Source organism: Plantactinospora mayteni (assembly GCF_016862935.1).
Classification (GTDB): Bacteria; Actinomycetota; Actinomycetes; order Mycobacteriales; family Micromonosporaceae; genus Plantactinospora; species Plantactinospora mayteni.
On sequence record NZ_BONX01000049.1, the window covers coordinates 66,068 to 89,240 of the forward strand.

The window sequence follows — 23,173 nt, forward strand, 5'->3', positions numbered from 1 at the left end:
CCTCAGCCCTTGGTCTTGGGCGGGTTCAGCAGGGACCGGAGTTCCTCGGCGTCCACGTTGGACTTGTCCACGAGTACGGCGCCCGGGTCCAGCCGCTGCGGCGCGTTGCTCCCGGCGACCGCCATCGCCGCCTCCACCACACCCTGATACCCGAAGAAGAACGGATTCTGTACGACGATCGCGTCGATCCCGCCGGACCGTACCGCCTCCACCTCGGCCGGGTCGGAGTCGAACGCCACCACCGCGACCCGGTCGGCGGCACCCTTCTCCTGCACCGCCTTGGCCGTACCGACCCCCGAGGTGTTGTTGTCGGCGAAGATCCCGGCCAGGTCCGGTACCCGGGTCAACGCGTCGTTGACCTGCCCGACCGCCTTGTTCAGGTCGTTGTCGTTGACCAGGGTCTGCACGATCGTCGCCTGCGGGCACTTCTCCGCCAGCCCCTGCTTGAAGCCCTCGAACCGGTCGATCAGCACCTGGATGCCGGAGACCGCGGACTCGTGCAACACCTTGCCGTTCGGCTTGCCGGCCTGGGTGATCAGCTCACAGAGCCGCTGCCCAGCCTGGGCGCCCGCCTTCACGTTGTCGGTACCGATGAAGCCGTCGCTCTTGGTCCGCACGGCGTTGTCGACGACGATCACCTTGATCCCGCCGGACCGGGCCCGGTCGATCACCCCGTTCAGCGCGGTGGAGGAGTTCGGCGCCAGCACGATCGCCTTGGCGCCGCGCGAGATGGCATCCTCGACCAGGCGTACCTGCGGTTCGATGTCCGCCTCCGAGGTGGGGCCGAACAGGTCGAGTTCGACCCCGAGGTCGGTACCGGCCTTCTTGGCGCCGGCCAGCATCGACTGCCAGAACTCGGACTCGGTGGCCTTGACGATGACGTCGATCTTCGTACCGGCGATCGCCGCCGTACCGGCGTTCCCGCCGCCGCCGTCGTCGTCCGAGCCGCCGCCGAAGGCCCGGCCGGCGACGACGCCGACGGCCAGGGTGACGACCGCGGCGAGCCCGGCCGCGCCGAGTGAGACGCTCTTCGTTGCCATGGGGTCTCCTATCCGTGTGAGCTGGCGGTGGTTCAGGACTTGCCGGTCCAGGGCTTTGCCTGTTCAGGGCTTGCCGGTTCGGGGCTTGCCGGTTCGGGGCTCGCCGGTCGGGGCGCCGAACGGGACGAGGTCGACGTGGGTGGTGTCCCCGTTTCCGGTTCGCGGCGCCGAGGCCCGGCGGGCGCGCAGGCCCATGCCGTGCGCGACCACCCAGCCGTAGTCGTGGCCGGCGCTGCCCGGATAGACGGCGAGGAACCGGTACGGCTCGTCGCCGACGTTGATGCTGCGGTGCGCCCAGCTCGGCGGGATGTAGCCGATGGTCCCCGGCCGCATCTCCAGCCACTCGGCCCGCTCGCCGTCGAAGAGCAGCAGGCCACCGTGACCGTCCAGGCCGAGGTAGATCTCGCCCTGTGGGTCGGGGTGCTGGTGTCCCTTGGTCATCCAGAACTCGCCACCGGTCTCGCCGGGATAGATCGTCGTGATCGACTGCGGCAGTTCCCGGGGCACCTCGGGCACGGGTGAGGAGACGACCGTGTAGACCACCGGATCGCCGTCGGCGACCGCCCGCGCCCAGGCATCGCCGTCGGCGAAGAGCCCTTCGAGGTCGGACATCCGCCGGGTCAGGACCTGGCCCTGCGGTTCCAACGTGGCGTTGTCGGCACCGAAGCTGATCGAGAAGGGCTGGATCGGCGGGGTGGCGCTGGTATTCACGTCGTCTCCCGTTTCGGTCGCGTTTCGGGATACTGTCGTCCTGTCATTACAGGATGTCAAGGGCTCCGACAAAACCGCTCCCGCCTTCACCCACCCCCACCGCCCGCCACCACCCGCCACCACCACCGCCGCCGGTGGCGTCGGTGGGGTCCAAGATTCTTGGCGAATAAGGGCGTCGGGCGAACCAAAATTCGCCAAGGATCTTGCAATTCCGAAACGCGCCGACTCTGCGGAGCGGGGATGCGTCAGGGCTTGACGAGTACCAGTGGGGTGCCGGCCCGGCCACTGGCCGCGCCCCGGGTCAGCTCGACCTGGAATCGGCTGCGATCTCCCCGGTGCAGTGCGAGGAAGCTCTCCACCGGGCGGCCGGACTCGCCGAGGCTGATGCTGCGCAGTGCGAGCACGGGATCACCGCGCCGGATGCCGAGCAGTCTCGCCTGGGCAGCGCTGGCCACCGCCGCCTCGACCGAGCGCACCCCTCGGACCAGCCGCACCCCGTACGACGCTTCGAGCACCTGATAGAGGGAGCGGTCGGTGAGGTCCTCGTCGACGAGTCCCGGGGCGAGACCGGCCGGCAGGTGGGTGACGGTCCAGACCCACGGCTCGTCGTCGACGAAGCGCAGCCGTTCCAGGTGGATCACGGGCTCGCCCGGGTCGATCTCCAGGTCGGCGGCGACGGCGGCGTCCGCCGGCAGCACCTCGGCCCGGCGTACCTCGCTGCGCAGGTGGCCGCCCCGGGCGGCGACGTCCTCGAAGAGCCCGGTGAGCGACTGCACCAGACCCTCGGCGGTCTTGGCGTGCGCGACGAAGGTGCCCCGGCCCTTCACCCGCTCGATGACGCCCTCGTTCTCCAGGTCGGTCAGCGCCTGCCGTACGACCGTACGGGAGACGTCGTATTTGTTGCACAGCTCGTGGTCGCCGAGCAGGCGGTCGCCCGGTTGGCGACGACTGCGCTCGATGTCCTGGACGATCAGCTGCTTGAGCTGGTAATACATCGGCAGCGGCGAGCCGCGGTCGATCCGGTCCCCTGCCTGCATGTCATGAGAGGATAACAGGCAACGGCAGACGGCAATGCCGCCCGGAGGCGCAACCGCGAACGGCACGGGAGATGTCGGACCCGCGCTCTACGCTGGCACGATGGATTGGAAGATCGAACTTATCCCCGTCCCGGTGACCCACGTCGACCGGGCGAAGACCTTCTACGAGAAGGTGGGGTTCAACGCCGACCACGACCACAGAGTGCACGAGGGCCTGCGGTTCGTACAGTTGACCCCGCCCGGCTCGGCCTGCTCGATCGTGATCGGCGACGGCATCACCGACAAGACTCCCGGCACCCAGGAGATCCAGGTCGTGGTGGCCGACGCCGAGGCGGCGCGCCGGCAGTTGCGCGAGGCGGGCGTCGAGGCGAGCGAGGTCGACGCCCAACCGTGGGGCAACTTCGTCTACTTCCGCGATCCCGACGGCAACCGCTGGTCGTTGCAGGCGATCGAGTCGCGCCCGAACGGCTAGACCTGGCGCCACGCCTCCGGCATGGCGCCAGGTCGTCGGAAACCGGTCAGGACTCCAGTTCCTCCTCCGCGTTGCCGGCGGCGGTGATGATGTCCCAGCGCTCGTCCCGGGTGAGCAGGCCGGCCTGCACCCACTCGTTCGAGGTCCGGGAGACCTTCGTCATGAACTGGCTGTGGTTCTTGAACGGTGCCGCCGCCCAGACCTCATCGAGGAACGAGGTGCCGTCCGGCCGCTCCCGGTTCGGCACCCCGGAGTCGTGCGAGCCGAACACGATCGCCGGTTCGCTGCGCCGGAAGTAGACGTGGTGCGCCTGGGTGTCGCCGACGTAGAGCGGCCGTAGCGTGTGCTCGTTGGTGGTGAAGGTGCCGTTGTCGGCCGGTACGACCGCTCGGGACAGGTCACCGGCGAGGGTGTAGTGCCGGTAGAACGAGAACTGCCGGAAGGCGTTTCCGGTGCCGAGCGCGGGCAGCAGCACCGGGCCGTTGAAGATCGCCTGTACGTCCGGGTCGTCGAGCGCCTTCTCCAGCCGGAGTACGAACGGGATCGTCACCTCGATGGTGTCGCCGGGCTTCCAGTTCCGCTGGATGCTCAGGTAGCTGCCCGGGGTGACCTTGCCCTTCCGGGCCACTCCATTGATCTTGACCGAGAAGTCCTTCGCCCAGCCCGGCACCCGGAGCCGGATGTCGAGCCGGCCCCGGCCCTGCACCATCAGCTTGCTCTGCTCGCTACGCGGGTAGTCGGTCTCCTGCCGGATGATGAACCCGTTCGCCTCCCAGGTCAGCACGGACGCGACGTAGAGGTTGACATACAGCGTGGAGTTGTCGGCCGACCGGAAGTAGACGGACTCCTGGTATTTGGTGTGGTTCTCCAGGCCGGAGCCGCCGCAGCAGGTGCCGGTGTTGCCGTAGCCCCGGGTGCTGCCCGGGGTCAGCGGCAGGAAGTAGGTGACGTTCGGGGTGCTGGTGGACTCGTTGTCCCGCTTGGAGCCGAGGATGTGGTTGAGCAGGGTCCGCTCGTAGTACTCCATGTAGACCGGGTCCGGGTCGTGGAAGAACAGGTTCCGGGCCACCTTGAGCAGGTTGTACGACGTACACGTCTCGGCGCCGTTCCCGGCGATCGAGTTGGCGATGTTCCCGCGCGGCTGGAACAGTTCGGCGTTGGTGTTCGCCGGCAGGTCCGGGGTCGCCGGCCAGGTGCCGCTGGTGCCACCGTGCGCGTACATCCGGTGCGGCACCACCATGTGCCAGAAGTTCTCCGTCGCCGCGTGGTACGTCTCCTCCGCCCCCTGGTCGAAGACCCGCAGGTAGCCGACGAACTGCGGTACGTGGGTGTTGGCGTGCAGCCGGGTGATGATGTCCCGGTCCTCGACGGTCGCGTCGAAGAGCGACTGCCGGTTGTCGAAGCACTTCGCCGTGGCGAGATACTTCGGATCGCCGGTGAGAGCGTGCAGGTCGGCCATCACCTCGTTCATCCCGCCGTACTCGCCGGCGATGTAGATCGCCCACATCCGGTTCAGGGTCTCCCGGGGCAGTACCGAGAGCCGACTGTGCACCCAGTCGCCCATCGCGGTGACCACGGTCAGCGCCTGCGCGTTGCCGGCCAGCAGGTACGCGTCGAGCAACCCCCGCATGATCTTGTGACAGGTGTAGTACGGCGCCCAGATCGTCGGGTACGTGGCGAAGGACTCCAGCCGGACGAACTGGTCCTCCGGATAGGCGGCCAGGAAGCCGGGGTGGCTGAACCGGCCGCTCGCCGCCATCGCCGCCTGGCAGGCTGCCAACTCGGCGACGATGTAGTCCACCTTGTCCCCGTACACCGAGTCGTCGGTGGAGGCGTACGCCTGGGCGAAGGCGGTGATCAGGTGTCCGCTGTAGTGGCCGCGCAGGTTGCCGGTGGCGTCGTCCCAGCCACCGGGCGGGCTGGAGCCCTCCGGCAGCGGCAGCCCGGCGGTGACCCGGAAGTTGTGCAGCACCCGATCGGCCGGGTACGCGGCGAGCAGGTTCAGCACCCGGTCCCGCTTCTCGGCGAAGAGCGTACCGTCGAGCAACTCGACCTGGTCCAGCCCGAACGGCTTCACCACCCAGCGCGGGTTGCGGTCGTAGAAGTTTCCCTGGGAGAGCGTCGCGGCGGTCACCGCGGCCCCGTCCGGTACGGCGGCGCGGGCCGGCGCCGCTTCGACGGGCGCGGCCGACGCCGCTCCGACGGGCAGTTGGGTAGCGGCGACGGTGCCGGCGGTCACCGCGCCGACGGTCCGCAGGAAACGGCGACGGTCAAGTGCGTGCTGGTCTGCGACCACTGTCAACCTCCTCGGTGGTGGCTCTGGTGTCTCGGGCACCCGCTGACGCCGATCGCGCGCGGCAGGCACCGACGTGCTGGCTGACTTTCGATCCGTTGCGGCAGCTGACTTCCCGGGGCGCTCGGCGACGCCTCGTCACCCCTCGGCAGGTCGGTGCCGATGTGATCGCTAACATTCAACCAGAGACATGGCCAACCATGATTGCGACAGTTGTCGAAATTCCCAGCCCGATCAACCGCCGACAGTTCGGCGATGATCAGGACCGGCAGAGCGCCCGCTCCGCCGCCAGGCCGGCCTGACCCCTGGCCCCGGCATCGACCTGGGCCAGCACGATGCCAAGCCGAGGGGCCAGCACAATGCCAGGTCGGGGGGCCAACACGATGCAAGCCGAGGGGCCAGCACACCGTGCCGAGCCGAGGTCGGTCAGGGCTTGCGGGCCATCAGGAATGCCTGCGGGGTGCCCTCCCGCGCGTCGGCCGCCCGGACCAGCCGGGCCACCTCCACCAAGCCGGCCCGGCCGCGACCCCGGAGGCCGAGCGGGCCGGGCGGGTGGTCAGAGCGGCGTCGCGGAGCCCGACGGAGCCGGGGCCGGCGCCGGCTCGGCCGACGGTGCCGGCCGATCGGGTACGGGTGGCAGCCACGGCCGCGACCCGAAGGTGAGTTTGGACGGCTGTACCCGCCAGCCCGGCAGGTTCGGCTGTTCGGTGCGGTGCCGCTTCAACTCGAAGAAGTTGTCGTACCGGGCGAGCCACGACAGGTGTCGCCAGATCTTGACCGCGTCCTCGTCGTTCGGGAGTTGACTGAGTACCGGTCCGAAGATGGCCGGTCCGGCGCCGCCGTCCAGTACCAGGGTGGGCAGGCCGATCCCGCCCTTCTCGGTGACCAGGTGCCGGTGCTGGTCGAGTACGTCCCGCCAGGTCTCCGGGTCGGCGAGCGCCTCGGCGAAGAGCGACCGGTCGAAGCCGGCCTCCTCGACCGACTCGGCCACCGCGAGGTCCCGGTCCTTCGCCGGCTCGCCTGTCTCCCAGACCCGGTTGCCGAGCGCCTGGTAGAACCGCCCGATCGCCCTGGAGTTCTCCTTCCGGCCGATCGCGGCGGCGGCCCGCAGCGCGGTCGCGGACCGAGCGGTCTCGCCCAGCGGCACCGGGTCGGCGCCCTCGGCGAGGTTCGCCACCTCCAGGCAGTACAGCGCCCAGTCGAGTTCGATCTCGCCGAGCGCTTCCAGCCGGCGGGCCCACCGGCTGGCCTGGTAGCACCAGGGGCAGCGCGGGTCGAAGTAGAACGTGACCTTCTCCATCTGGCTTCTTCTCCTCCGTCGACGGTCGCGCCGGACCTGGTCGGTCCGGCGCGACCGCGCGCCGCTAGCTGCTGCGGGAGACCTTCTCCCAGGCCACCCAGGGCACGCCCTGGTCGAGCCCCTGGACCGTCTTCGCCGCCACGTTGAACGTCTGCCGGGTGAAGAGGATCTTGTTGTACGCCTTGTCGTTAATGATCTTGAATGCTTCCTGGTACGCCGTGGCGCGCGCCGCCTCGTCCTTCCCCTGCCGGCCCCGCTCCAGTACGGCGTCCAGCGCCGGGTCCTTCACCCCGGTGTTCAGCCCGTCCGACCCGAAGTACCGGTCGATGCTCAGCCCCAGCGCCGGGTCGTAGTTGCCGACGAAGGCGAAGTCCAGTACCCAGTTGTTCGAGGCGAAGTTGTCGTTGCGGGTCTGCAACGGCTCCTGGTTGATCGCCTTCACGGTGATCCCCGCCTCGCCCCACATCGTCTTGATCGCCTCGGCGACCTGCATCTCCTCCTGGGCACCGCCGAGCATGATCTCGACTTCCAGGCCGCCGAGCTGCTGCACCAGCTCCTTCGCCTTGGCCTGGTCGTAGCCCCGGTAGCCGTCGATGCTGGCCTGGTAGAAGAGCCCACCCGGTGCAGTCGGCGTCTCCGCCTTCTCGTTCAACCCGCCGAACAGCACCTTGTTGATGGTGTCGGCGTCGGTCGCGTACGACAGCGCCTCCCGGGCCCGCTGGTCGTTCAGCGGCGCCTTCAGGGTGTTGTACTGCAACTGCCACACCGAGACCGCCGCCACCGGGGCCAGGGTGAACTGCTGCTTCGCCTGGGTCAGCAGCGGGACGGTGGTGATCCCCTCCAGCACGTCCGCCGAGCCGGACTGCAACGCCGCGTACGCCGTCTGGTCCGAGCCGATGGTCTTGAAGGTCAGCTTGTCGAGGTACGGCGCTGAGGTGTCGTAGTAGTTCTCGTTGCGCTTGAGCACGAGTTCCTGGTTGGCCACGTTGCTGACCACCGCGAACGGCCCGGCACCGACCGGCTTCTGCCCGAACGCGTCCGCGCCCATCGACTGCAACGCGGCCGGCGAGGGTACCCAGTTCGGGGCCTCGTTCACGAACGAGGCGATCACCAGCGGGAACGGCCGGGAGAACGTGAGGACGACCTTGGTGTCGCCATCGGTCTCCACCGAGGTGACCGGCTTGAACAGCGGTACGCAGCGGCAGGCGTTCTTCGGGTCGAGCGAGCGGTCCAGGTTGGCCTTCACGGCGGCGGCGTTGAACGGCGTACCGTCGGAGAACTTGACGCCCTCGCGGAGGGTGATGGTCACCGAGAGCTGGTCGGAGGCGAAGGTGTAACCGGTGGCCAGGGACGGTTCGATCTTGTTGTCCGGCCCCTGCGTGAAGAGCTGGCCGAAGATCGCGTTCCGGTATTCGTGGTTGGCGACACCGGAGGCGACCGGGTCGAGCGTCGGCCAGCGGGCGAGCCCGCCCTCCGACACCAGGACGGTCAGCTCGCCGCCCCGCTTCGGTGCGCCGGTCGCGGCGGCGCCGGGCGCGTCGCCCGAGCCACAGGCGGCCGACGCCAGCGCCAACGTGGCGACGAGCGCGGCGACGACGCCTTTCCTACGCCTATTCATGGTGGTTCCTCATTCTCTGGGTGGTACTGGCGGTGGATCTGTCGAGCCCGTCCGGGCCCCGCCGGCAGCCGCTCCGCCCCGCTGGTCGAGGAAGGAGCGCACAGAGTTCCGATGTTCATCCGTGGTGTAACAGATGGCCTGGGCCTGGCTGCCGAGGCTGGCGATCTGGTCGAGCGAGGACTCGAAGCTGCGGTTGATGATCGACTTGGCCAGCATCAGGGCCGGTCGGGAGCGGCCGGTGAACCGGGCCGCGTACGCGACGGCGTGCCCGAGCACGGCACCCGGCGCGGCGAGCAGGTCCACCAGGCCGATCTCCAGCGCCTCGGCGGCCTGCACCCGGCGGCCGGAGAGCAGCAGTTCCTTTGCCCGCTGCGGGCCGACCCGGCGGGGCAGGTGGTACATGCTGCCGCCGTCCGGGATCAGGCCGCGCAGCACGAAGCTGGCCACGAAGGACGCCGCCGGGTCGGCGACGATGAAGTCGCAGGCCAGCGCGAGGTCCATGCCGAGCCCGGCGGCCGGCCCGTTCACCGCCGCGATGGTCACCTGGTCCAGCCGGTGCAGCCCGGCGGTCAGCGCGTACGTGCCGTGCTGGCGCTGCCAGCCCCGGATCGCCACCTCGCCGGGCGGGGCGGCCAGCCGCTGTTCCATCGCCCGGATGTCGCCACCGGCGCAGAACGCCGTACCGGCACCGGTCAGGATCACCACCCGGACCTCGGTGTCCCGGCCGACCTCGGCCAGCGCCTCGATCAGGGCGGCCCGGGTGGCGTCGTCGATCGCGTTGCGTACCGCCGGGCGGTTGAGCGTGACCGTGGCGATCGGCCCGTCGATCGCCACCAGTACCGGAGCGGCCGGGGCAGGGGTTTGCGGGTCAGCCATGGACGGCTCGATCCACGCCGCCGGTCAGCGCGACCACCTCGCCGGTCATCGCCACCGAGAGCGGCGAGGCGAGGAAGGCGACGAACGCGGCGATCTCCTCGGCGGTGACCAGCCGGCCCAGCGAGGTACGCCCGGCGACGTGCGCCAGGTGCTCGTCCAGGGTCACCCCGCGCCGCTTCGCCACCTCCGCCATCCGGGACTCCAGCGTCTCGGTGACCGTGGTGAACGGGTGTACGGCGTTGACCGTGATGCCGTCCCGGCCCAACTCCAGGGCGAGCGAGCGGGTCAGGTGCACGATCGCGGCGTTGCGGGCGCCGGCCGAGATGGCGCCGCCCTCCCGCGCCTTGTGCCCGGCGATGTTGATGATCCGGCCGAAGCCCCGGGCCCGCATCCCCGGCACCACCGCCCGGCAGCAGCGCATCGTGCCGAGGAACTTCTCCTCGAACGAGGTCAGGATCAGTTCGTCGCTGACGTGGTCGAAGTCCTCGGCCTGGTTGCCGCTGACCACCGCGCCGTTGTTGACCAGGATGTCGACCCCGCCGAACTCCTCGGTGACCTGCTCGACCATGGCCTCGACCGAGTCGGCGTCCCGGAGTTCGGCCCGTACCGGCAGGGCCCGGCCGGGGCCGGACAGTTCGGCCGTGGCGGCGCGGGCCCGGTCGAGGCTGCGGCTGGAGACGGCGCAGTGCACGCCCTCGGCCACCAGTGCCCGGGCGATCGCCTTGCCGATGCCCGCACTGCCGCCGGTGACGATGGCTCTCTTGTCCGCCAGGCCCAGATCCATGAGTTCGGTCTTCTTTCCTGTTCCATCGGTGGTCCACCGCCGCCGTCGCAGCGGGCGGCCGGGTTGGCCAAGCCATCTAGCTGCGGAAACGTTGCGTCCGGTGCCGGGTCATAGGATGGGTTCCGGGAGAGGATCTTTCCCTCTCAGTTGCTCGTACATTACGAACGGATTTCTCGTGGCGCTAGATCTGCTCGTCTAGTTCTGTATTGCAGAACGATTGCGGGTTCTGCTGGTGCCCGGATCGGCCCGGACCCTGGGATTCGATGCGGCCCGGACCCCGGGTTCAGTGGAAGAAAGCGCCGCCGTCGACCACGACGGTCTGGCCGGTGACGAAGCTCGACATCGGGCCGGCCAGGAACCGCACCGCCCCGACCACGTCCCGGGGGCGCTGCTCGCGGGCCAGTACCCGCTTGCCCGGCGCGGCCCGGCGCAACCCGGCCAGCTCGGCGCCGCCGTCCAGGATGCCGTCGCTGACCGTGAAACCGGGCGCCACGGCGTTGACCAGGATGTTGTCCGCACCCAGTTCCCGGGCGGTGGCCCGGGTCATCGCGATCACCGCACCCTTGCTGGCGACGTAGTGCAGCAGGTGCGAGACGCCCTTGAACGCGGTGGTGGAGGCGATGTTGACGATCCGGCCGCCGCCGCGGTCCCGCATCGGCCCGACCACAGCCCGGATGCAGAGGTACGACCCCAGCACGTTGACGTCCATCACCCGCTGCCACTCGGCGACGTCGATCTCCTCCAGTGGCCCCGGCCGGAGCGTGGTGAAGATGCCGGCGTTGTTGACCAGTATGTCGATCCCGCCGTACGCGCTGACCACCTTGGCGGCCAGTTCCCGGGTCGCCGACTCCGACGAGACGTCCACCGGCACCCCGAGCGCGTCGAGTCCGGCGTCCCGCAGTTCGGCGGCGGTCTCCGCCGCGCCGGCCCGGTCGGCGACCACCACTCGGGCACCGGCACAGCCGAGGTCCTCGGCGATGGCCCGGCCGATCCCGATCGCCCCGCCGGTGACGATCGCGACCTGACCGGTCAGCTCGGTCGCCCCGGCCAGCAGGTTCACCGGCCGGTCCCGGGCGGTACTCATCGGTCCAGCCCGGCCAGGTTGACGTACTTGAGTTCCAGCCACTCGTCGAGGCCGTACTTCGAGCCCTCCCGGCCGATGCCGGACTGCTTGATCCCGCCGAACGGCGCCTGCTCGCCGGAGACCCGTCCGGTGTTGACCGCCACCATGCCGGTCTCGATCGCCTCCGCCGTCCGCCAGATCTGCCCGAGGTTGTGCCCGTAGAGATAGGCGACCAACCCGTACTCGGAGTCGTTGGCCAGCGCGACCGCCTCCTCCTCGGTGCCGAAGCTCCGGATCGCCGCCACCGGGCCGAAGGTCTCCTCCCGCCAGGCCAGCGACTCCGCGGAGAGCCCGTTGACCACGGTCGGCTGGAAGAAGGTGCCACCCAGCTCGTGCGGAGCACCGCCGGTCAGTACCCGGCCGCCCCGGTCGACCAGGTCTGCGACGTGCCGGCGTACCTTCGCCAGGCCCTGCGCGTCGATCAGCGGGCCCATCTCGACGCCCTCGGTGAAGCCGGTGCCGACCCGCACCGCCTCGGTACGCCGCAGCAGCGCCTCGGTGAACCGCTCCCGGATCCCCTCCTGCACCAGGATCCGGTTGGCCGCCGTGCAGATCTGCCCGGCGTTGCGATATTTGGCGGAGAAGATCCCCTCGACCGCCAGCTCCGGGTCGGCGTCGTCGAAGACCACGAACGCGGCGTTGCCGCCGAGTTCCAGGGAGACCTTCTTGATCCCGTCCGCGCACTGCCGCATCAGCAGCCGGCCCACCTCGGTCGAGCCGGTGAAGCTGAGCTTGCGGACCACCGGGTTGCCGGTCAGCTCGCGGCCGATCTCCGGCGCATCCTGCGCCGACCCGGTGACGATGTTCAGTACCCCCGGCGGCACCCCGGCCCGCCGGCCCAGCTCGGCCAGGGCGAGTGCGGTCAGCGGGGTCTGCTCGGCCGGTTTCAGCACCAGCGCGCAGCCGGCGGCCAGCGCGGGCGCCGCCTTCCGGGTGATCATCGCGGCCGGCAGGTTCCACGGGGTGATCCCGGCGACCACCCCGACCGACTGCTTCCACACCAGGATCCGTTCGGTCGGCGAGTGCGACGGGATCACGTCGCCGTAGACCCGCCGCCCCTCCTCGGCGAACCAGTCCAGGAACGCGGCACTGTAGAGCACCTCGCCGCGCGCCTCCGGGAACGGTTTGCCCTGCTCGGCGGTGAGCACCGTGGCGACATCGTCCACATGGGAGCGGATCAGCTCGGCCCAGCGGCGCAGGATCCCCGACCGGTCGATCGCGGTACGCCGCCGCCAGTCCGGCAGCGCCCGCCGAGCCGCCTCGATCGCCCGGGCCGTCTCCGCCCGGCCGAACCGGGGTACCTCGGCGAGCAGTTCGCCGGTCCCCGGATCATGCACCGGGAACCGGGCACCGTTCTCCGCGCCGACCCACTCGCCGTCGACGTACGCGTCGGTGCGCAGCAGGGTGCGGTCGGCGATCCTGGAGGTGATCACATCACCGATTGCCGTGGTCAACGTTCCTCCCGCCGGATGTGCATCGGCGTCACTCCGGACGTCGAGTCCGTGTCCCGACCGGGGTGGCCGGGGTTGGGGCGACGGCGGCGAGGCCCCGGGCCACCCCCGTCGAGCTGGTGTACCAGGCCAGGCCGAGCCCTTCGAGGATGCGTACACAGGACTCGGCCGGGTGGGTGTAGGTGTAGACGACCAGCGGTGGCAGGTCGCGGCGGAGCAGTTCGGCCAGCGCCTCCCGGTCCTGCTCCAGCCGGCCCGCCGAGGCGAGCGAGGTGGCCAGTACCACCGCGTCGACCTCGCCGGAACCGGCCAGCGCCTCGATCGCCGGCGCGAACGAGCCGGCGGCGATGAACTGCGCGGTCAGGTCGACCGGGTTGACCGGTGAGCCGTACTCCGGCATGAAGCCGGCGAGCCGTTGTCGCAGCTCCGGCGAGAGTTCCGGTACCTCAAGTCCGGCGTCCCGGCAGGCGTCGGCCAGCCACACCCCGGCCCCGCCGGAGGTGGCCAGAATGCCGACCCGGCGCCCGCCCAATGTCGGCACCTTGTCCAACGCCTGGAGTACGTCGATCAGCTCCCGCTCGCCGCCGGCCTGGGTGATCCCCTCGGTGGCGCAGAGCGCGGTCAGCCCGTCCAGGCTGGTCGCGTCGTGCCGGGTGTGTGCCAGGCTGCCCCGGGCACCCGCATCGGAGCGCCCGAGCCGGGCCACCAGCAGCCGCTTGCCGAGCTGCCGGGCCTGCCGGGCCAGCGCGGCTAGCCGCTCCGGCTCGGCCACCCCCTCCAGCACCAGTACCGCCAGGGTGGTGTCGGTCTCGACCAGCAGCCGGTCGGCCAGCTCCAGTACGTCGAGGTCGCCCTCGTTGCCGGTGCTGATCAGGTAGTTGAAGCCGATCCCGGCCCGGGAGCCCCACTGCGCCACCGCGAAGCCGAGCCCGCCACTGTGCGACAGCACCGCCACCCGGCCGGGCAACACCACCTGGCCGGTACGGGCCGCGTCGAGCACCGGGCTGAAGGTGAGCGGTGCCGAGGCCGGCAGGCTGGCCAGGCCCTCGCAGTTCGGGCCGAGGATCCGCATCGAGGTGGTCGGCACGATCGCGGCGATCTCGTCGCGCAGTTCGGCACCGTGCCCCATGCCCTCGCCGAAACCGGAGCTGAGCACGATGGCGACCCGTACCCCGGCCGCCGCGCAGTCCCGCAGCACCGCCGGGACCAGCTTGGCCTTGACCATCACCATCGCCACCTCGACCGGCTCGGGCAGCTCCCGCACCGACGGGTACGCCGGGTGGCCCTGCACGGTGGCCCGGGTCGGGTTGACCGGATAGACCCGGCCGGCGTAGCCGGCGGCGGCGAGCAGGCCGAGCGGCCGGCCGCCCAGGCTCACCGGATTGTCCGAGGCCCCGATGATCGCCAGGCTCTCCGGATGCAGCAGTACGTCCAGCAGCGAACGCTCCCCGACCGGTGAACGCTCCCCGACCGGCGCTGTCCCCAGCCCGTCCACCCCCGGCCCGACCACGCGATCGACGCTGGTCATCGGGGCTCGCTTCCGGCGGTCACGCTGGTCCGCAGGTCGCCGAGACCGCTGATCGTGGCCACCAGTTCGTCGCCGGGCTCGATCGGCCCAACTCCCGGCGGTGCACCGGTGAAGATCAGGTCACCGGGCCGGAGCGTCATCACCCGGGAGGCGTACGCGACGATCTCCGGCACCGCCACCAGCATGTCGGCGGTGTTCACCCGCTGCCGCCGCTCGCCACCGACCAGCAGCTCGATCTCGAACTCGCCGGGCGGGCCAGCCTCGTCGGCGGTGGTCAGCCACGGGCCGAGCGGGCTGAACGTGTCGTAGCTCTTGCGCCGCGACCGGTCACCCGGGCTGCGTACCGTGATGTCCAGCCCGATGCTGTAGCCGACGACGTGCTCCAGTGCCCGGTCGGCCGGGATGTCCCGACCGCCCCGGCCGAGCACCACCACCAGCTCCGACTCGTGGTGCACCTCGTGTCCGGCGGCGAGGATCTCGGCCGGCAGCACGATCGGCTCCCCGGGACCGGCCAGCGAGGAGGGTGCCTTGAGGAAGACATCGAACGACATCATCCACTCCTCGACCTTGCCGAGGGTGCGCTCCTGCACCGCGTGCATCTCGTGCACGTGCTCGGCATAGTTGCTGGCCGCAGCGATGATCTTCGAGGGGTTCAGCGCGGGCGCACGCAGCCGTACCTGGTCCAGCGGGACGACCGGGCCGGTGGCGGCGGCCTTGGTCAGCCGGTCCGCCAGCTCGGCGTAGTCCCGGCAGAGCCGGCGCCAGCCGCCCGCCGTCTCCGGGTCGGGATCGTGTGGCCAGGGCAGCGCGCCGGTCAGGTCGACCACGCCACCGTCGAGGACCGCACCGATCCGGTAGTCGTCGAAGATGCAGAGTTTCACAGCGACTCCCCCGAGGCGGAGGCGGAGGCGGAGGCGGTGGCGGAGGCGGTGGCGGAGGCGGTGGCGGAGGCGGAGGCGGTCGCGGGGATCGGGGCGGACTCGACGGTTCGGGCGGTGAAGGTGGTGGTGACCGGCTGCGGGTCGTCGAGCGCGCGTTCCCGGTAGATGCCGAGCGCCCGCAACACCGGGGCGTCGGTCAGCCGGAACAGGTCGGCCGGGGTGGCCGCGTGGTGCTCGACCGGTATCCAGGACGGCACCACGAACATGTCGCCGGGCGCCCAGTCGAAACGCTGGCCGCCGATCACGCTGTGCCCCTCGCCCCGGAAGACCACCCAGATCGCGTTGCCGGTCTGCTGCCGGGCCTCGGTCGGCCGGCCCGCCGGCAGCCGGTGCATGCTGCAACTCAGCGTCGGCAGCACGCTCGCCCCCGACTCCGGGTTGGTGAATTCGAGGCTCACCGGCGCCTGGTCGGCCTCGGCGGCCAGCCGGGTCAACTCGGCGTCGGTCTCCGTCCAGCGGTAGACCAGCAGCCGGGACGACCGGGGGTCCAGCTCGTCGGTGACCGCGCCGGCCCGGAACCGGCCCGGATGCCCGGCGTGGTCGACCTCGGAGACGTTGCGGGTCGCCGGCTGCGGCTGGGCGAACTCCGGGTACTCCTCGAAGAACACCCCGTCCAGCGCCTCGATCATCGGCAGGTCGAGTCCGTCGAACCAGACCATCGACTCGGTACCGCCGTTGGTGTGGTCGTGCCAGTGCATGCTCGGGGTCAGGATCAGGTCGCCGGGGTGCATGTCGCAGGCGTCGCCGTCCACTGTGGTCCACACTCCGCTGCCGGCGAGTACGAACCGGATCGCGCCGGGCGAGTGCCGGTGCGCGGGTGCGGTCTCGTGCGGGCCGAGGCACTGGATCGCCCCCCAGAGGGTGCCGACCGCGTACGGCCGGCCGGCCAGGCCCGGGTTGCCGAGGCTGAGTACCCGGCGCTCGCCGCCGCGCTCGACCGGTACGAGGTCGATCGCCCGCTCGCCGAGCGCCCGGAGCTGGGCGCCGTTCCAGAGCCACGGTACCGCCTTCGGGCGCGGCGTCTCGGTCAGCAGCTCGCCGGTGATGTTCCAGAGTGGATGCAGGTCGAGCGCGTCGAGGTCGCGGTAGAGCCGCTCCAGCTCCTCGCCGGTGGCGTCCTGCACGCCAGCGGAGTTGTCAGAGATCATGATGGCCCCCTCGTCCCCTTCCCCGGGGACTTCCGAACGGCACCGGGGTCGGTGTGGTCGATGTGCGTCATGCGGCGCCGGCCGGCGCGGGACGGTCGGACGCGGCGCCGCCCGTGGAGCCGGTCGCATCCGGAGAACCGGTCGCCTCGGGGGAACCGGTCGCATCCGGGGAACCGGCGGTCGCGGTCGGCTCCGGGAGGCGGGCGATGCCGAACCGCCGTACGCTCTCCAGCAGCGACGCCCGGCGTACCCAGTTCCGGTGCCGGTCCGGGTCGGCGGTGATGGCCCGCAACTCGTCCTGGTTGGCCCGGCGACGGGCCGGATCGGTCTCCTTGAGCCGCTCGGTGTTGCGGTGCGTGTCCGCCTGGACGTAGTCGAGCGCGACCCTGCGGCGTAGCGTCGCGAACGCGGTCAGTTCGGCCTCGGCGTCCGCGCCGGCCCGGATCCGGACCAGCCGGCGCACCACGTCCATCGCGTCGTGGATGCCGCTGTTCAGGCCGACCCCGCCGACCGGGCTGTTGATGTGCGCGGCGTCCCCGACGATCACCACGTTGCCCAGCCGGAACGTGCTGGCCACCCGCTGGTGCACGTTGTAGATCTGCCGGTCGACGATCGGATAGTCCTCGGACCGGGGCGCGATCTTCTGGAGCTGCGTCTGGAGGGTGGCCGGGTCGAGCGCCACCTCGCGCGGCTGGTCGACCGGTACCGGATAGACGGCTCGCCAGGATTCCCTGGTGTGCAACAGGAACAGCCACTCCCGGGGATCGGCCACGTAGTTCACGTCGGCCAGCCCGGGGATCAGCTCCCGCAGGTCGACCGAGGTGCTGACGATCAGGAACCGCTCCGGATAGGTGTGCCCCGCGAAGCCGATGCCGAGGGTCTGCCGGACGGTGCTGTTCGCGCCGTCCGCGCCGATCAGGTGTGATCCGTGGATCTCGGTCTCGCCGTCGCCGGTCCGGACCGTGACCGCCACCCCGCCGTCGACCTCGCGTACCCCGAGCACCCGGGCGCCGAAGACGAGCCGGGCCGATTCCGCCGCGCGCAGCCGCTCAACCAGCATCCGGACCAGGTGCTGCTGGTTGAGCTGCAACCGGTACGGATAGGCGGTCTCGTCGCGGAGCAGCCCGAAGTCGAACTCGGCGACCAGCCCGGCGTCCCGGTCCCGGTGCTGGAACCGGGGCACCACCAGGCCCTCGGCGATCATCTGGTCGGCGATGCCGAGTTCGCCGAGGAGTTCGAGGGTCGGCGGGTGGAAGGTCGAGGCCCGCCAGTCGGTCTTCGGCTCGGGTTCGGCCTCGATCAGCACGACCGGCACACCGTGGCGGACCAACTCCGCGGCGGCGGTCACGCCGACCGGACCGGCCCCGACGACGAGCACCGGCGCCGTGACGTCGGTCGGAATCGTCATGGACATGCTTTTCATCGTAGCCACGATTCCAATTACCGGAAGAGATGGATCAGAGATTCTGCAACCCGGAACACTTGCCCTACCAGGGGTCGGCGACCACTGGCCACTGTGCTCGGTCCGGCTGAACCGGCACCGCCCGGACGACCGATGGTCGACCGGGTGGGGCGCGCGGGTACGGGTCAGCCGGCGGCGTACCGGTCGCGCAGCCGGTAGATGTCGAGGGTCAGTTCGCCGTGACGGATCCGGTCGAGATAGCGCCGCTCGTCGGCCTGGCGCTGCCGGGCGGCGGCGAGTACCGCGTCGACCCGGTCGGCCGGCAGCACGAGTACGCCGTCCTCGTCGGCGAGTACCAGGTCGCCGTCGTGCACGGTGACCCCGCCGAGCACGATCGGGGCGCCGACCGTACCCGGATCGCTCTTGATGGTGCCGCGGACCGCGACCGAACTGCTGAAGGTCGGGAAGTCGCGGGCGGCGAGCGCGGCGGTGTCCCGGACCCCGCCGTCGATCACGAGCCCTCCGATGCCGCGCTGCTGGGCGGCGACGGTGAGCACCTCGCCCCAGTAGCCGCACGGTTCGCCCTGCGCGGCCACCACCAGCACCTGGCCGGACCGGGCCGCCTCGACGGCGATGTGCAGCGGCAGGTTGTCGGCCGGCGCGGTCCGCACCGGCAGGGCCGGACCGGCCAGCCGGGCTCCGGGCCAGGCCGGCCGCAGGGTGTACGGCAGGAAGCACTCCTGCCGGGACGCCTCGTAGACGGTGGCGGTGCCGAGCCCGAGCAGTTCCGCCGCCACCTCGTCGAAGGCGGCATACCCGGTGCCTGTCATCGGCTCGACCGGCCTCGGCTGCTCGGCTGGCGCCAGCGGCGTGCCCAGCGTCGGCGGCGTGCCGGGGTCGGGAGCGGGCCGCCCGGCGGCACCCACCGGCTCGACCGGCGGCATCAGGCTTCCGCTCGGCGTTGTAGCTGGTGGTAGCCGTGCCGGCGGCGGGCCTCGGCGAGGCTGCTCCCGGCCAGGATCTCGGCCACGATCGCCTCCTCGCTGGCGTGGATCCGGCCGGCCAGCGCCAGCACCTCGTCCTCGACGTCCGGCGGCACCGCCAGTACGCCGTCGGCGTCGCCGAGCAGCAGTTGCCCGGCGGCCACCTGGACCCCGCCGACCGTCACCGGCCGGCCGACGTCGGAGACCTCGACCCGGTCCTTGCCGGTACGCATGAACCGGCCCCGGGAGTAGAGCGGATAGCCCAGGTCCAGCGCCCGGGCGACATCCCGGCAGACCCCGTCGATGACCGTGCCGGCCACGCCCCGGTGGTGCGCCATGGCGGTGAGGATGTCGCCCCAGACGGTGCAGTCGGTACGCCCGGCGTTGTCCAGTACCACCACCTGGCCGGGCGGCACGTCGTCGAGATAGTCGCCGACGCTGCCGGCCGGATGACCGGCGGTGACGTAGCGGACCGTGAAGGCGCGCCCGCAGAGCCGGGCACCGTCGGCGAGCGGTGCGATCCCGAGCAGGCTGCCGGGGCGGCCCAGCCGGTCGAGTGCGTCGGAGACGGTCGCGGTCGAGTACGCCGCCAGCGGGTGGCTCATGCCGGAGTCGGCTACCGCCCGCCCGAGCCGATCTGTGCTGCCCACCATCACTCCTCCACCGAGGGGAACTTGCTGTCGTGCATCACCTGGTCGACCGGCTGACCGGAGCGGACCGCCTCGGCCATGCCCTCCTCGCGCCGGACGATGCGCTCGGCGAGCCCGACGACCCGCTCCGCCTCGGCGGCGGGGACGAAGACCACCCCGTTGCGGTCCGCGACGACCCAGTCCCCGGTCTGCACCGGTACGCCCGCCACCTCGATCCGCTCGTCCATCCCGAGCTGCACGATCCGGCCCCGGGCGCTGACCGGCACCACCGCCCGGCCGAAGACCGGGAAGTCGAGTTCCTCGCTCTCGGCGATGTCCCGGCAGGCCCCGTCGATCACCACGCCGCCGATGCCGCGCCGGGTGGCGGCCAGTGCCAGGATGCCGCCCCAGCAGGAGACGTCGAGCCGGCCGTCGTTGGCGATCACGAGTACCTGGCCGGGGCCGGCGGAGTCGACCGCCGCCGCCGCGATGTGCGCCGCCGGCTGCCCGTGCTGGCGGGGTCCGGCCCGTACGGTGCGGACCGTACCCACCACCGCCTCCCCGACCGGCCAGAGTGGACGGATCCCGGTGGTCGCCCCGGCCAGCCCGAGGGTGTCCAGCGCGTCGGAGAGCGCGCAGGTGTCCAACCGCGCGATCCGGTCCCGCAGCGGCACCCCGTCCGGTCCGGTCCTGCCCGCGCCGGTCGTACCCACGGTGGCGCCGGTCATGCCGCACCGGCCGGGGCGGCGGACTCCCAGGCCACGAAGCCCATCGCGTTGCCGGTACCGGCCGACGAGCGGTAACAGGGCTGGTAGTCGACCACCCGAGGGGTCAGCCCGCTGCCCCGCAGCGCTCCGGCGACCACGATCCAGTTGCGCAGCTCGGAGGTGCCGGACCGGAGCAGCGACGCCGGCAGCGCGCCGAGATATTCGCCGTCGTCCCGGAGCAGCGCGTCCAGGAAGGCCCGGTCCAGCTCCTCGTCCACCACGAAGTGGCTCAGCCCGCCGGAGGCGGCCAGCCCGACCCGGAGGTCGCCGGGGAAGGACGCGATGGCCCGGCCCAGCGCCAGGCCGAACTGCCAGCACCGGGCCGCGCTCGGCGGGTTCGGCTCCCAGAACGTGTTGACGAAGAGCGGTACGAACGGGATGTCGCCGGAGCCGCCGAGGATGTTCTGGTAGACGAAACCCCAGCCGTGCGGGATGCCATGGTCGCCGTACTTGCCGGCCGGCAGTTCCTTGGAGGCGCTCGGGTCGAAGCCCTGCTCGCTGGTGGACCGGATCAGGTGCAGGGCCAGCTCGGGGTGGCAGCGCCGGATGGTGCTCTCGGCCGGTACGTTCGCCACCTCGGCGATGGCCAGGCCGGGCGGCATCGCGGCCAGGTGCTCCGGGGTGAACGGCTCGTGCCGCATCGTGGCGCCGTGGTAGAAGGCGAACTGCGGCAACAGCTCGTCGGTGAAGGTCTCCTTGTGGTCGCTGCTGACCACCACCAGTACGTCCGGCTCGGCGGCCCGGACCACGTCGCCGAGCGCGTCGATCGCCTCCCGGCAGCGCTTGTGCCGCTGCCGGCGTTCCTTCGGGGTGTTCTCGGCGGTGAAGTCCTCGCGCAGCTCGGCGAGCTGCTCGAAGGTGTGGTCCGAACCCCGGAAGGCCAGCGCCGGGTTGCGCCGGTCGGCGGCGGCCCGCTGCCCCCACTGGTCCGGCGGGGTGTTCAGCAGTGGCCCGTGCGAGGTGCCGATCCCCACCACGATCTCTGCCATGGCTGCTCCTCTCCGTGCGCCCGTCCGGACCTAGAGCCGGAACAGTTCGCGGGCGTTGGTCTCGAAGAGCTGGGTCCGCTGCTTGTCGTCCAGCCACTCGATGTCGTTGATCAGCAGGTGGATGTCGTCGATCCAGCGTCCGGTCTCCGGGTCGCGCATCGAACCGGTGCCCGGCTTCTCGGTACCGAACAGGCACCTGTCCACCCCGACCGCCTTGAGCAGCAGCTCGATCGAGTCGCGGGTGTAGAGGCAGGTGTCGTACCAGAGCTTGCGCAGGTTGTCCTCGAAGCGCTGGCCCTTGCGCAGCGCGCCCGGGGCGAACCGGCCCCGCTGGTAGGGGATGGCCCCGCCGCCGTGCGAGACGATGATCTTCAGGTCGGGGAAGTCGGTGAGCACGTTGGACTGCAGCAGGCCGATGACGGCGAGCGTCTCCTCCTGGATGAAGTGCAGCGAGTAGCTCTCCCGGGCCGGGGCGCGGCAGCCGGCCGAGTGGATCAGCGCCGGCACGTCGAGTTCGCAGAGCGCCTCCCAGACCGGGTACCAGAACCGGTCGCCGAGCCCGGGCGGCTGGCGGGTCCCCTCGTACGGGTCGGGGTTGAGCATCGCGCCGACGAAGCCGAGTTCCTGGACGCAGCGGCGCAGCTCGCGGGTCCAGGCGGCGGGGTCGGTCTCCATGCTCTGCGGCAGCCCGGCGACGCCCCGGAACAGCCCGGGTTCCAGTTCGCAGACCCGGTGGATGACGTCGTTGGTCTCGGCGGTGAACCAGTCGACCAGGAAGGCCGGCGACTCGCTGTGCATCGACTGGTACGGCCGGGGCGAGATGAGCTGGAGGTCGATCCCGGCCGCGGCCAGGTGGGCGAGGTGCGACTCGCCGCCGAAGCTCGGGTTCGGCTCGTGCAGCGCGGCGCGGAGCCGGTTGTCGCTGATCCCCGCACCGCCCCGGCCGTGCGCGCCGCGGTGCGACAGCAGGCCGGCCTTGTACGCGTACAGCTCGCTCGGCGCGCTGACGTGGCCGTGGACGTCGATGAACATGTGCCTCTCCCCGGGGTGGTGGGAACCACGGTGGCCTGCCGGTACGCCTCCGGTGTCGTCGGCAGCGCGCCCGGGTGCCGGCCCGGGCACGGCGGCGACGACGCCGGGTGCGACCACGCAGTGCCCACACGCTAGCCCCGATGCATCGCCCTAGGGAATAGCAGGCAAAGTTATTCTGATCAGCGGAACAGCCTTGGCTCGGTTGGCAGAACAGCCTTGGCTCGGTCGACGCAACAGCCCTGGTCAGCGGTAGAGGCTCTCGCTCAGCTCCTTCGCCGCCTCCCGGAGCGCCTCGACGGCCCGGTTCACCCCTTCCGGCCCCATCCGGGCGGTCGGACCGGCGATGGTCAGCGAGGCGACCGGGATGCCGGTGCGATCCGGCAACGGTACGCCCACCGCCACCAGCCCCGGCTCGCTCTCGCCGTGGTTGACCGAGTAGCCCAGTGCCCTGGCCTCAGCCAACTCCTCGAACAGCGTGGACCGGTCGGTGTTGGTCGCCTCGGTCACCTGCTCCAGCTTCTCGTGCGGATAGAGCCGCTGCACCGCCTCCAGCGACATCCCGGCGAGCAGCACCTTGCCGCCGGACGAGGCGTGCGCCGGCAGGCTGACCCCGGCCCGGGAGGCGACCCGGACGGCGTTCGCCGACTCGACCGAGTCCACGAAACGTACGTGGTTGCCCTCCAGGATCTGGAGGCTGGCGGTCTCGCCGGTCGTCGCCACCAGGCGCTCCAGGTACGGCCGGGCCTTCCGCCGGACGTCGAGCTTGGACAGCGCGCCCATCCCGACCTCGATCAGTACCGGCCCCGGGTGGTATGCCCGGGTGGTCGGATTCTGCGCCGCGAAACCGCGGTAGACGAGCATGGCCAGCAGCCGGTGCGCGGTCGAGCGCGCGACGTCCAGCTCGTCGGCCGCCTCGGCGACCCGGATGCTCGGCTTGGTCTTCAGCAGCAGCAGGAGCCGCAGCGCGTGGTCGACCGAAGCGATGTGATACGGCGGAACGGCCGGCTCATTCTTCATGGCGGAATCATAGCCAGGGTCTTGCTACTGTG

21 protein-coding genes are annotated in these 23,173 nt (G+C 71.1%); 1 reads left to right on the plus strand and 20 read right to left on the minus strand.

All coding sequences use genetic code 11. The features are described 5' to 3' along the window. Positions 1-2: 2 nt before the first annotated feature. The 3 genes from Pma05_RS32595 to Pma05_RS32605 all read right to left on the minus strand — a co-directional run bounded on the left by Pma05_RS32595 (position 3) and on the right by Pma05_RS32605 (position 2,788). Positions 3-1,040 carry an ABC transporter substrate-binding protein gene (locus Pma05_RS32595; RefSeq protein WP_203861340.1) on the minus strand — a complete coding sequence of 346 codons (1,038 nt, stop codon included), beginning with the start codon at positions 1,038-1,040 and terminating at the stop codon, positions 3-5. Positions 1,041-1,103: 63 nt separating this feature from the next. Continuing rightward, entirely contained in the window at positions 1,104-1,751 is a 648-nt protein-coding gene (locus tag Pma05_RS32600) for a glucose-6-phosphate isomerase family protein (RefSeq protein WP_203861341.1), read from the minus strand. Between the two features lie 245 nt (positions 1,752-1,996). Further along, positions 1,997-2,788: a GntR family transcriptional regulator gene (locus Pma05_RS32605; RefSeq protein WP_203861342.1), complete on the minus strand. Its 792-nt coding sequence runs from the start codon at positions 2,786-2,788 to the stop codon at positions 1,997-1,999. Positions 2,789-2,888: 100 nt separating this feature from the next. Between Pma05_RS32605 and Pma05_RS32610 the strand changes: the two genes are divergently transcribed. Then, a complete protein-coding gene (locus Pma05_RS32610; protein ID WP_203861343.1) occupies positions 2,889-3,260 on the plus strand; it encodes a VOC family protein in 372 nt (123 codons plus the stop codon). A 46-nt stretch (positions 3,261-3,306) separates the two neighbouring features. Here Pma05_RS32610 and Pma05_RS32615 read toward each other — a convergent pair whose 3' ends face one another. From Pma05_RS32615 to Pma05_RS32695, 17 genes are all read right to left on the minus strand, one after another. Beyond that, positions 3,307-5,556 carry a glycoside hydrolase family 127 protein gene (locus tag Pma05_RS32615; protein ID WP_203861344.1) on the minus strand — a complete coding sequence of 750 codons (2,250 nt, stop codon included), beginning with the start codon at positions 5,554-5,556 and terminating at the stop codon, positions 3,307-3,309. A gap of 553 nt (positions 5,557-6,109) precedes the next feature. After that, positions 6,110-6,853: a mycothiol-dependent nitroreductase Rv2466c family protein gene (locus Pma05_RS32620; RefSeq protein WP_203861345.1), complete on the minus strand. Its 744-nt coding sequence runs from the start codon at positions 6,851-6,853 to the stop codon at positions 6,110-6,112. A gap of 64 nt (positions 6,854-6,917) precedes the next feature. Next, positions 6,918-8,471, minus strand: a complete 1,554-nt coding sequence (locus tag Pma05_RS32625; RefSeq protein ID WP_203861346.1) for an ABC transporter substrate-binding protein — start codon at positions 8,469-8,471, stop codon at positions 6,918-6,920. Positions 8,472-8,480: 9 nt separating this feature from the next. After that, a complete protein-coding gene (locus Pma05_RS32630; protein WP_203861347.1) occupies positions 8,481-9,347 on the minus strand; it encodes an enoyl-CoA hydratase/isomerase family protein in 867 nt (288 codons plus the stop codon). Next, on the minus strand, positions 9,340-10,131 hold the full coding sequence (locus Pma05_RS32635) for an SDR family NAD(P)-dependent oxidoreductase (protein WP_203861348.1): 792 nt from the start codon (positions 10,129-10,131) through the stop codon (positions 9,340-9,342). Before Pma05_RS32635 ends, Pma05_RS32630 begins: the two co-directional genes overlap by 8 nt. 283 nt (positions 10,132-10,414) lie before the next feature. Then, complete coding sequence (locus Pma05_RS32640; protein WP_203861349.1) at positions 10,415-11,215, minus strand: SDR family NAD(P)-dependent oxidoreductase; 801 nt, start codon at positions 11,213-11,215, stop codon at positions 10,415-10,417. Next, positions 11,212-12,708, minus strand: a complete 1,497-nt coding sequence (locus Pma05_RS32645; RefSeq protein ID WP_275414788.1) for an NAD-dependent succinate-semialdehyde dehydrogenase — start codon at positions 12,706-12,708, stop codon at positions 11,212-11,214. Before Pma05_RS32645 ends, Pma05_RS32640 begins: the two co-directional genes overlap by 4 nt. A gap of 28 nt (positions 12,709-12,736) precedes the next feature. Continuing rightward, entirely contained in the window at positions 12,737-14,233 is a 1,497-nt protein-coding gene (locus Pma05_RS32650; RefSeq protein WP_203861350.1) for a CoA-binding protein, read from the minus strand. Next, positions 14,230-15,114, minus strand: coding sequence for a fumarylacetoacetate hydrolase family protein (locus Pma05_RS32655; RefSeq protein WP_203861351.1), 885 nt, complete (start codon positions 15,112-15,114; stop codon positions 14,230-14,232). The genes Pma05_RS32650 and Pma05_RS32655 overlap by 4 nt, the downstream gene beginning before the upstream one ends. Beyond that, positions 15,111-16,322: a cupin domain-containing protein gene (locus Pma05_RS32660; RefSeq protein WP_203861352.1), complete on the minus strand. Its 1,212-nt coding sequence runs from the start codon at positions 16,320-16,322 to the stop codon at positions 15,111-15,113. Before Pma05_RS32660 ends, Pma05_RS32655 begins: the two co-directional genes overlap by 4 nt. Positions 16,323-16,389: 67 nt before the next feature. After that, positions 16,390-17,736 (minus strand): FAD-dependent monooxygenase, encoded by a 1,347-nt coding sequence (locus tag Pma05_RS32665; protein ID WP_203861353.1) that lies wholly within the window; start codon positions 17,734-17,736, stop codon positions 16,390-16,392. 173 nt (positions 17,737-17,909) lie between these two features. Continuing rightward, on the minus strand, positions 17,910-18,668 hold the full coding sequence (locus Pma05_RS32670; RefSeq protein WP_239313585.1) for a 4-carboxy-4-hydroxy-2-oxoadipate aldolase/oxaloacetate decarboxylase: 759 nt from the start codon (positions 18,666-18,668) through the stop codon (positions 17,910-17,912). Next, on the minus strand, positions 18,668-19,357 hold the full coding sequence (locus Pma05_RS32675; RefSeq protein WP_239313588.1) for an RraA family protein: 690 nt from the start codon (positions 19,355-19,357) through the stop codon (positions 18,668-18,670). The genes Pma05_RS32670 and Pma05_RS32675 overlap by 1 nt, the downstream gene beginning before the upstream one ends. 2 nt (positions 19,358-19,359) lie before the next feature. Beyond that, a complete protein-coding gene (locus Pma05_RS32680) occupies positions 19,360-20,064 on the minus strand; it encodes an RraA family protein (protein WP_239313591.1) in 705 nt (234 codons plus the stop codon). Beyond that, entirely contained in the window at positions 20,061-21,092 is a 1,032-nt protein-coding gene (locus Pma05_RS32685) for a DODA-type extradiol aromatic ring-opening family dioxygenase (RefSeq protein ID WP_203861354.1), read from the minus strand. The genes Pma05_RS32680 and Pma05_RS32685 overlap by 4 nt, the downstream gene beginning before the upstream one ends. A gap of 30 nt (positions 21,093-21,122) precedes the next feature. After that, positions 21,123-22,124 (minus strand): amidohydrolase family protein, encoded by a 1,002-nt coding sequence (locus tag Pma05_RS32690; RefSeq protein ID WP_203861355.1) that lies wholly within the window; start codon positions 22,122-22,124, stop codon positions 21,123-21,125. Between the two features lie 243 nt (positions 22,125-22,367). Next, complete coding sequence (locus Pma05_RS32695; protein WP_203861356.1) at positions 22,368-23,141, minus strand: IclR family transcriptional regulator; 774 nt, start codon at positions 23,139-23,141, stop codon at positions 22,368-22,370. Positions 23,142-23,173: the final 32 nt, after the last annotated feature.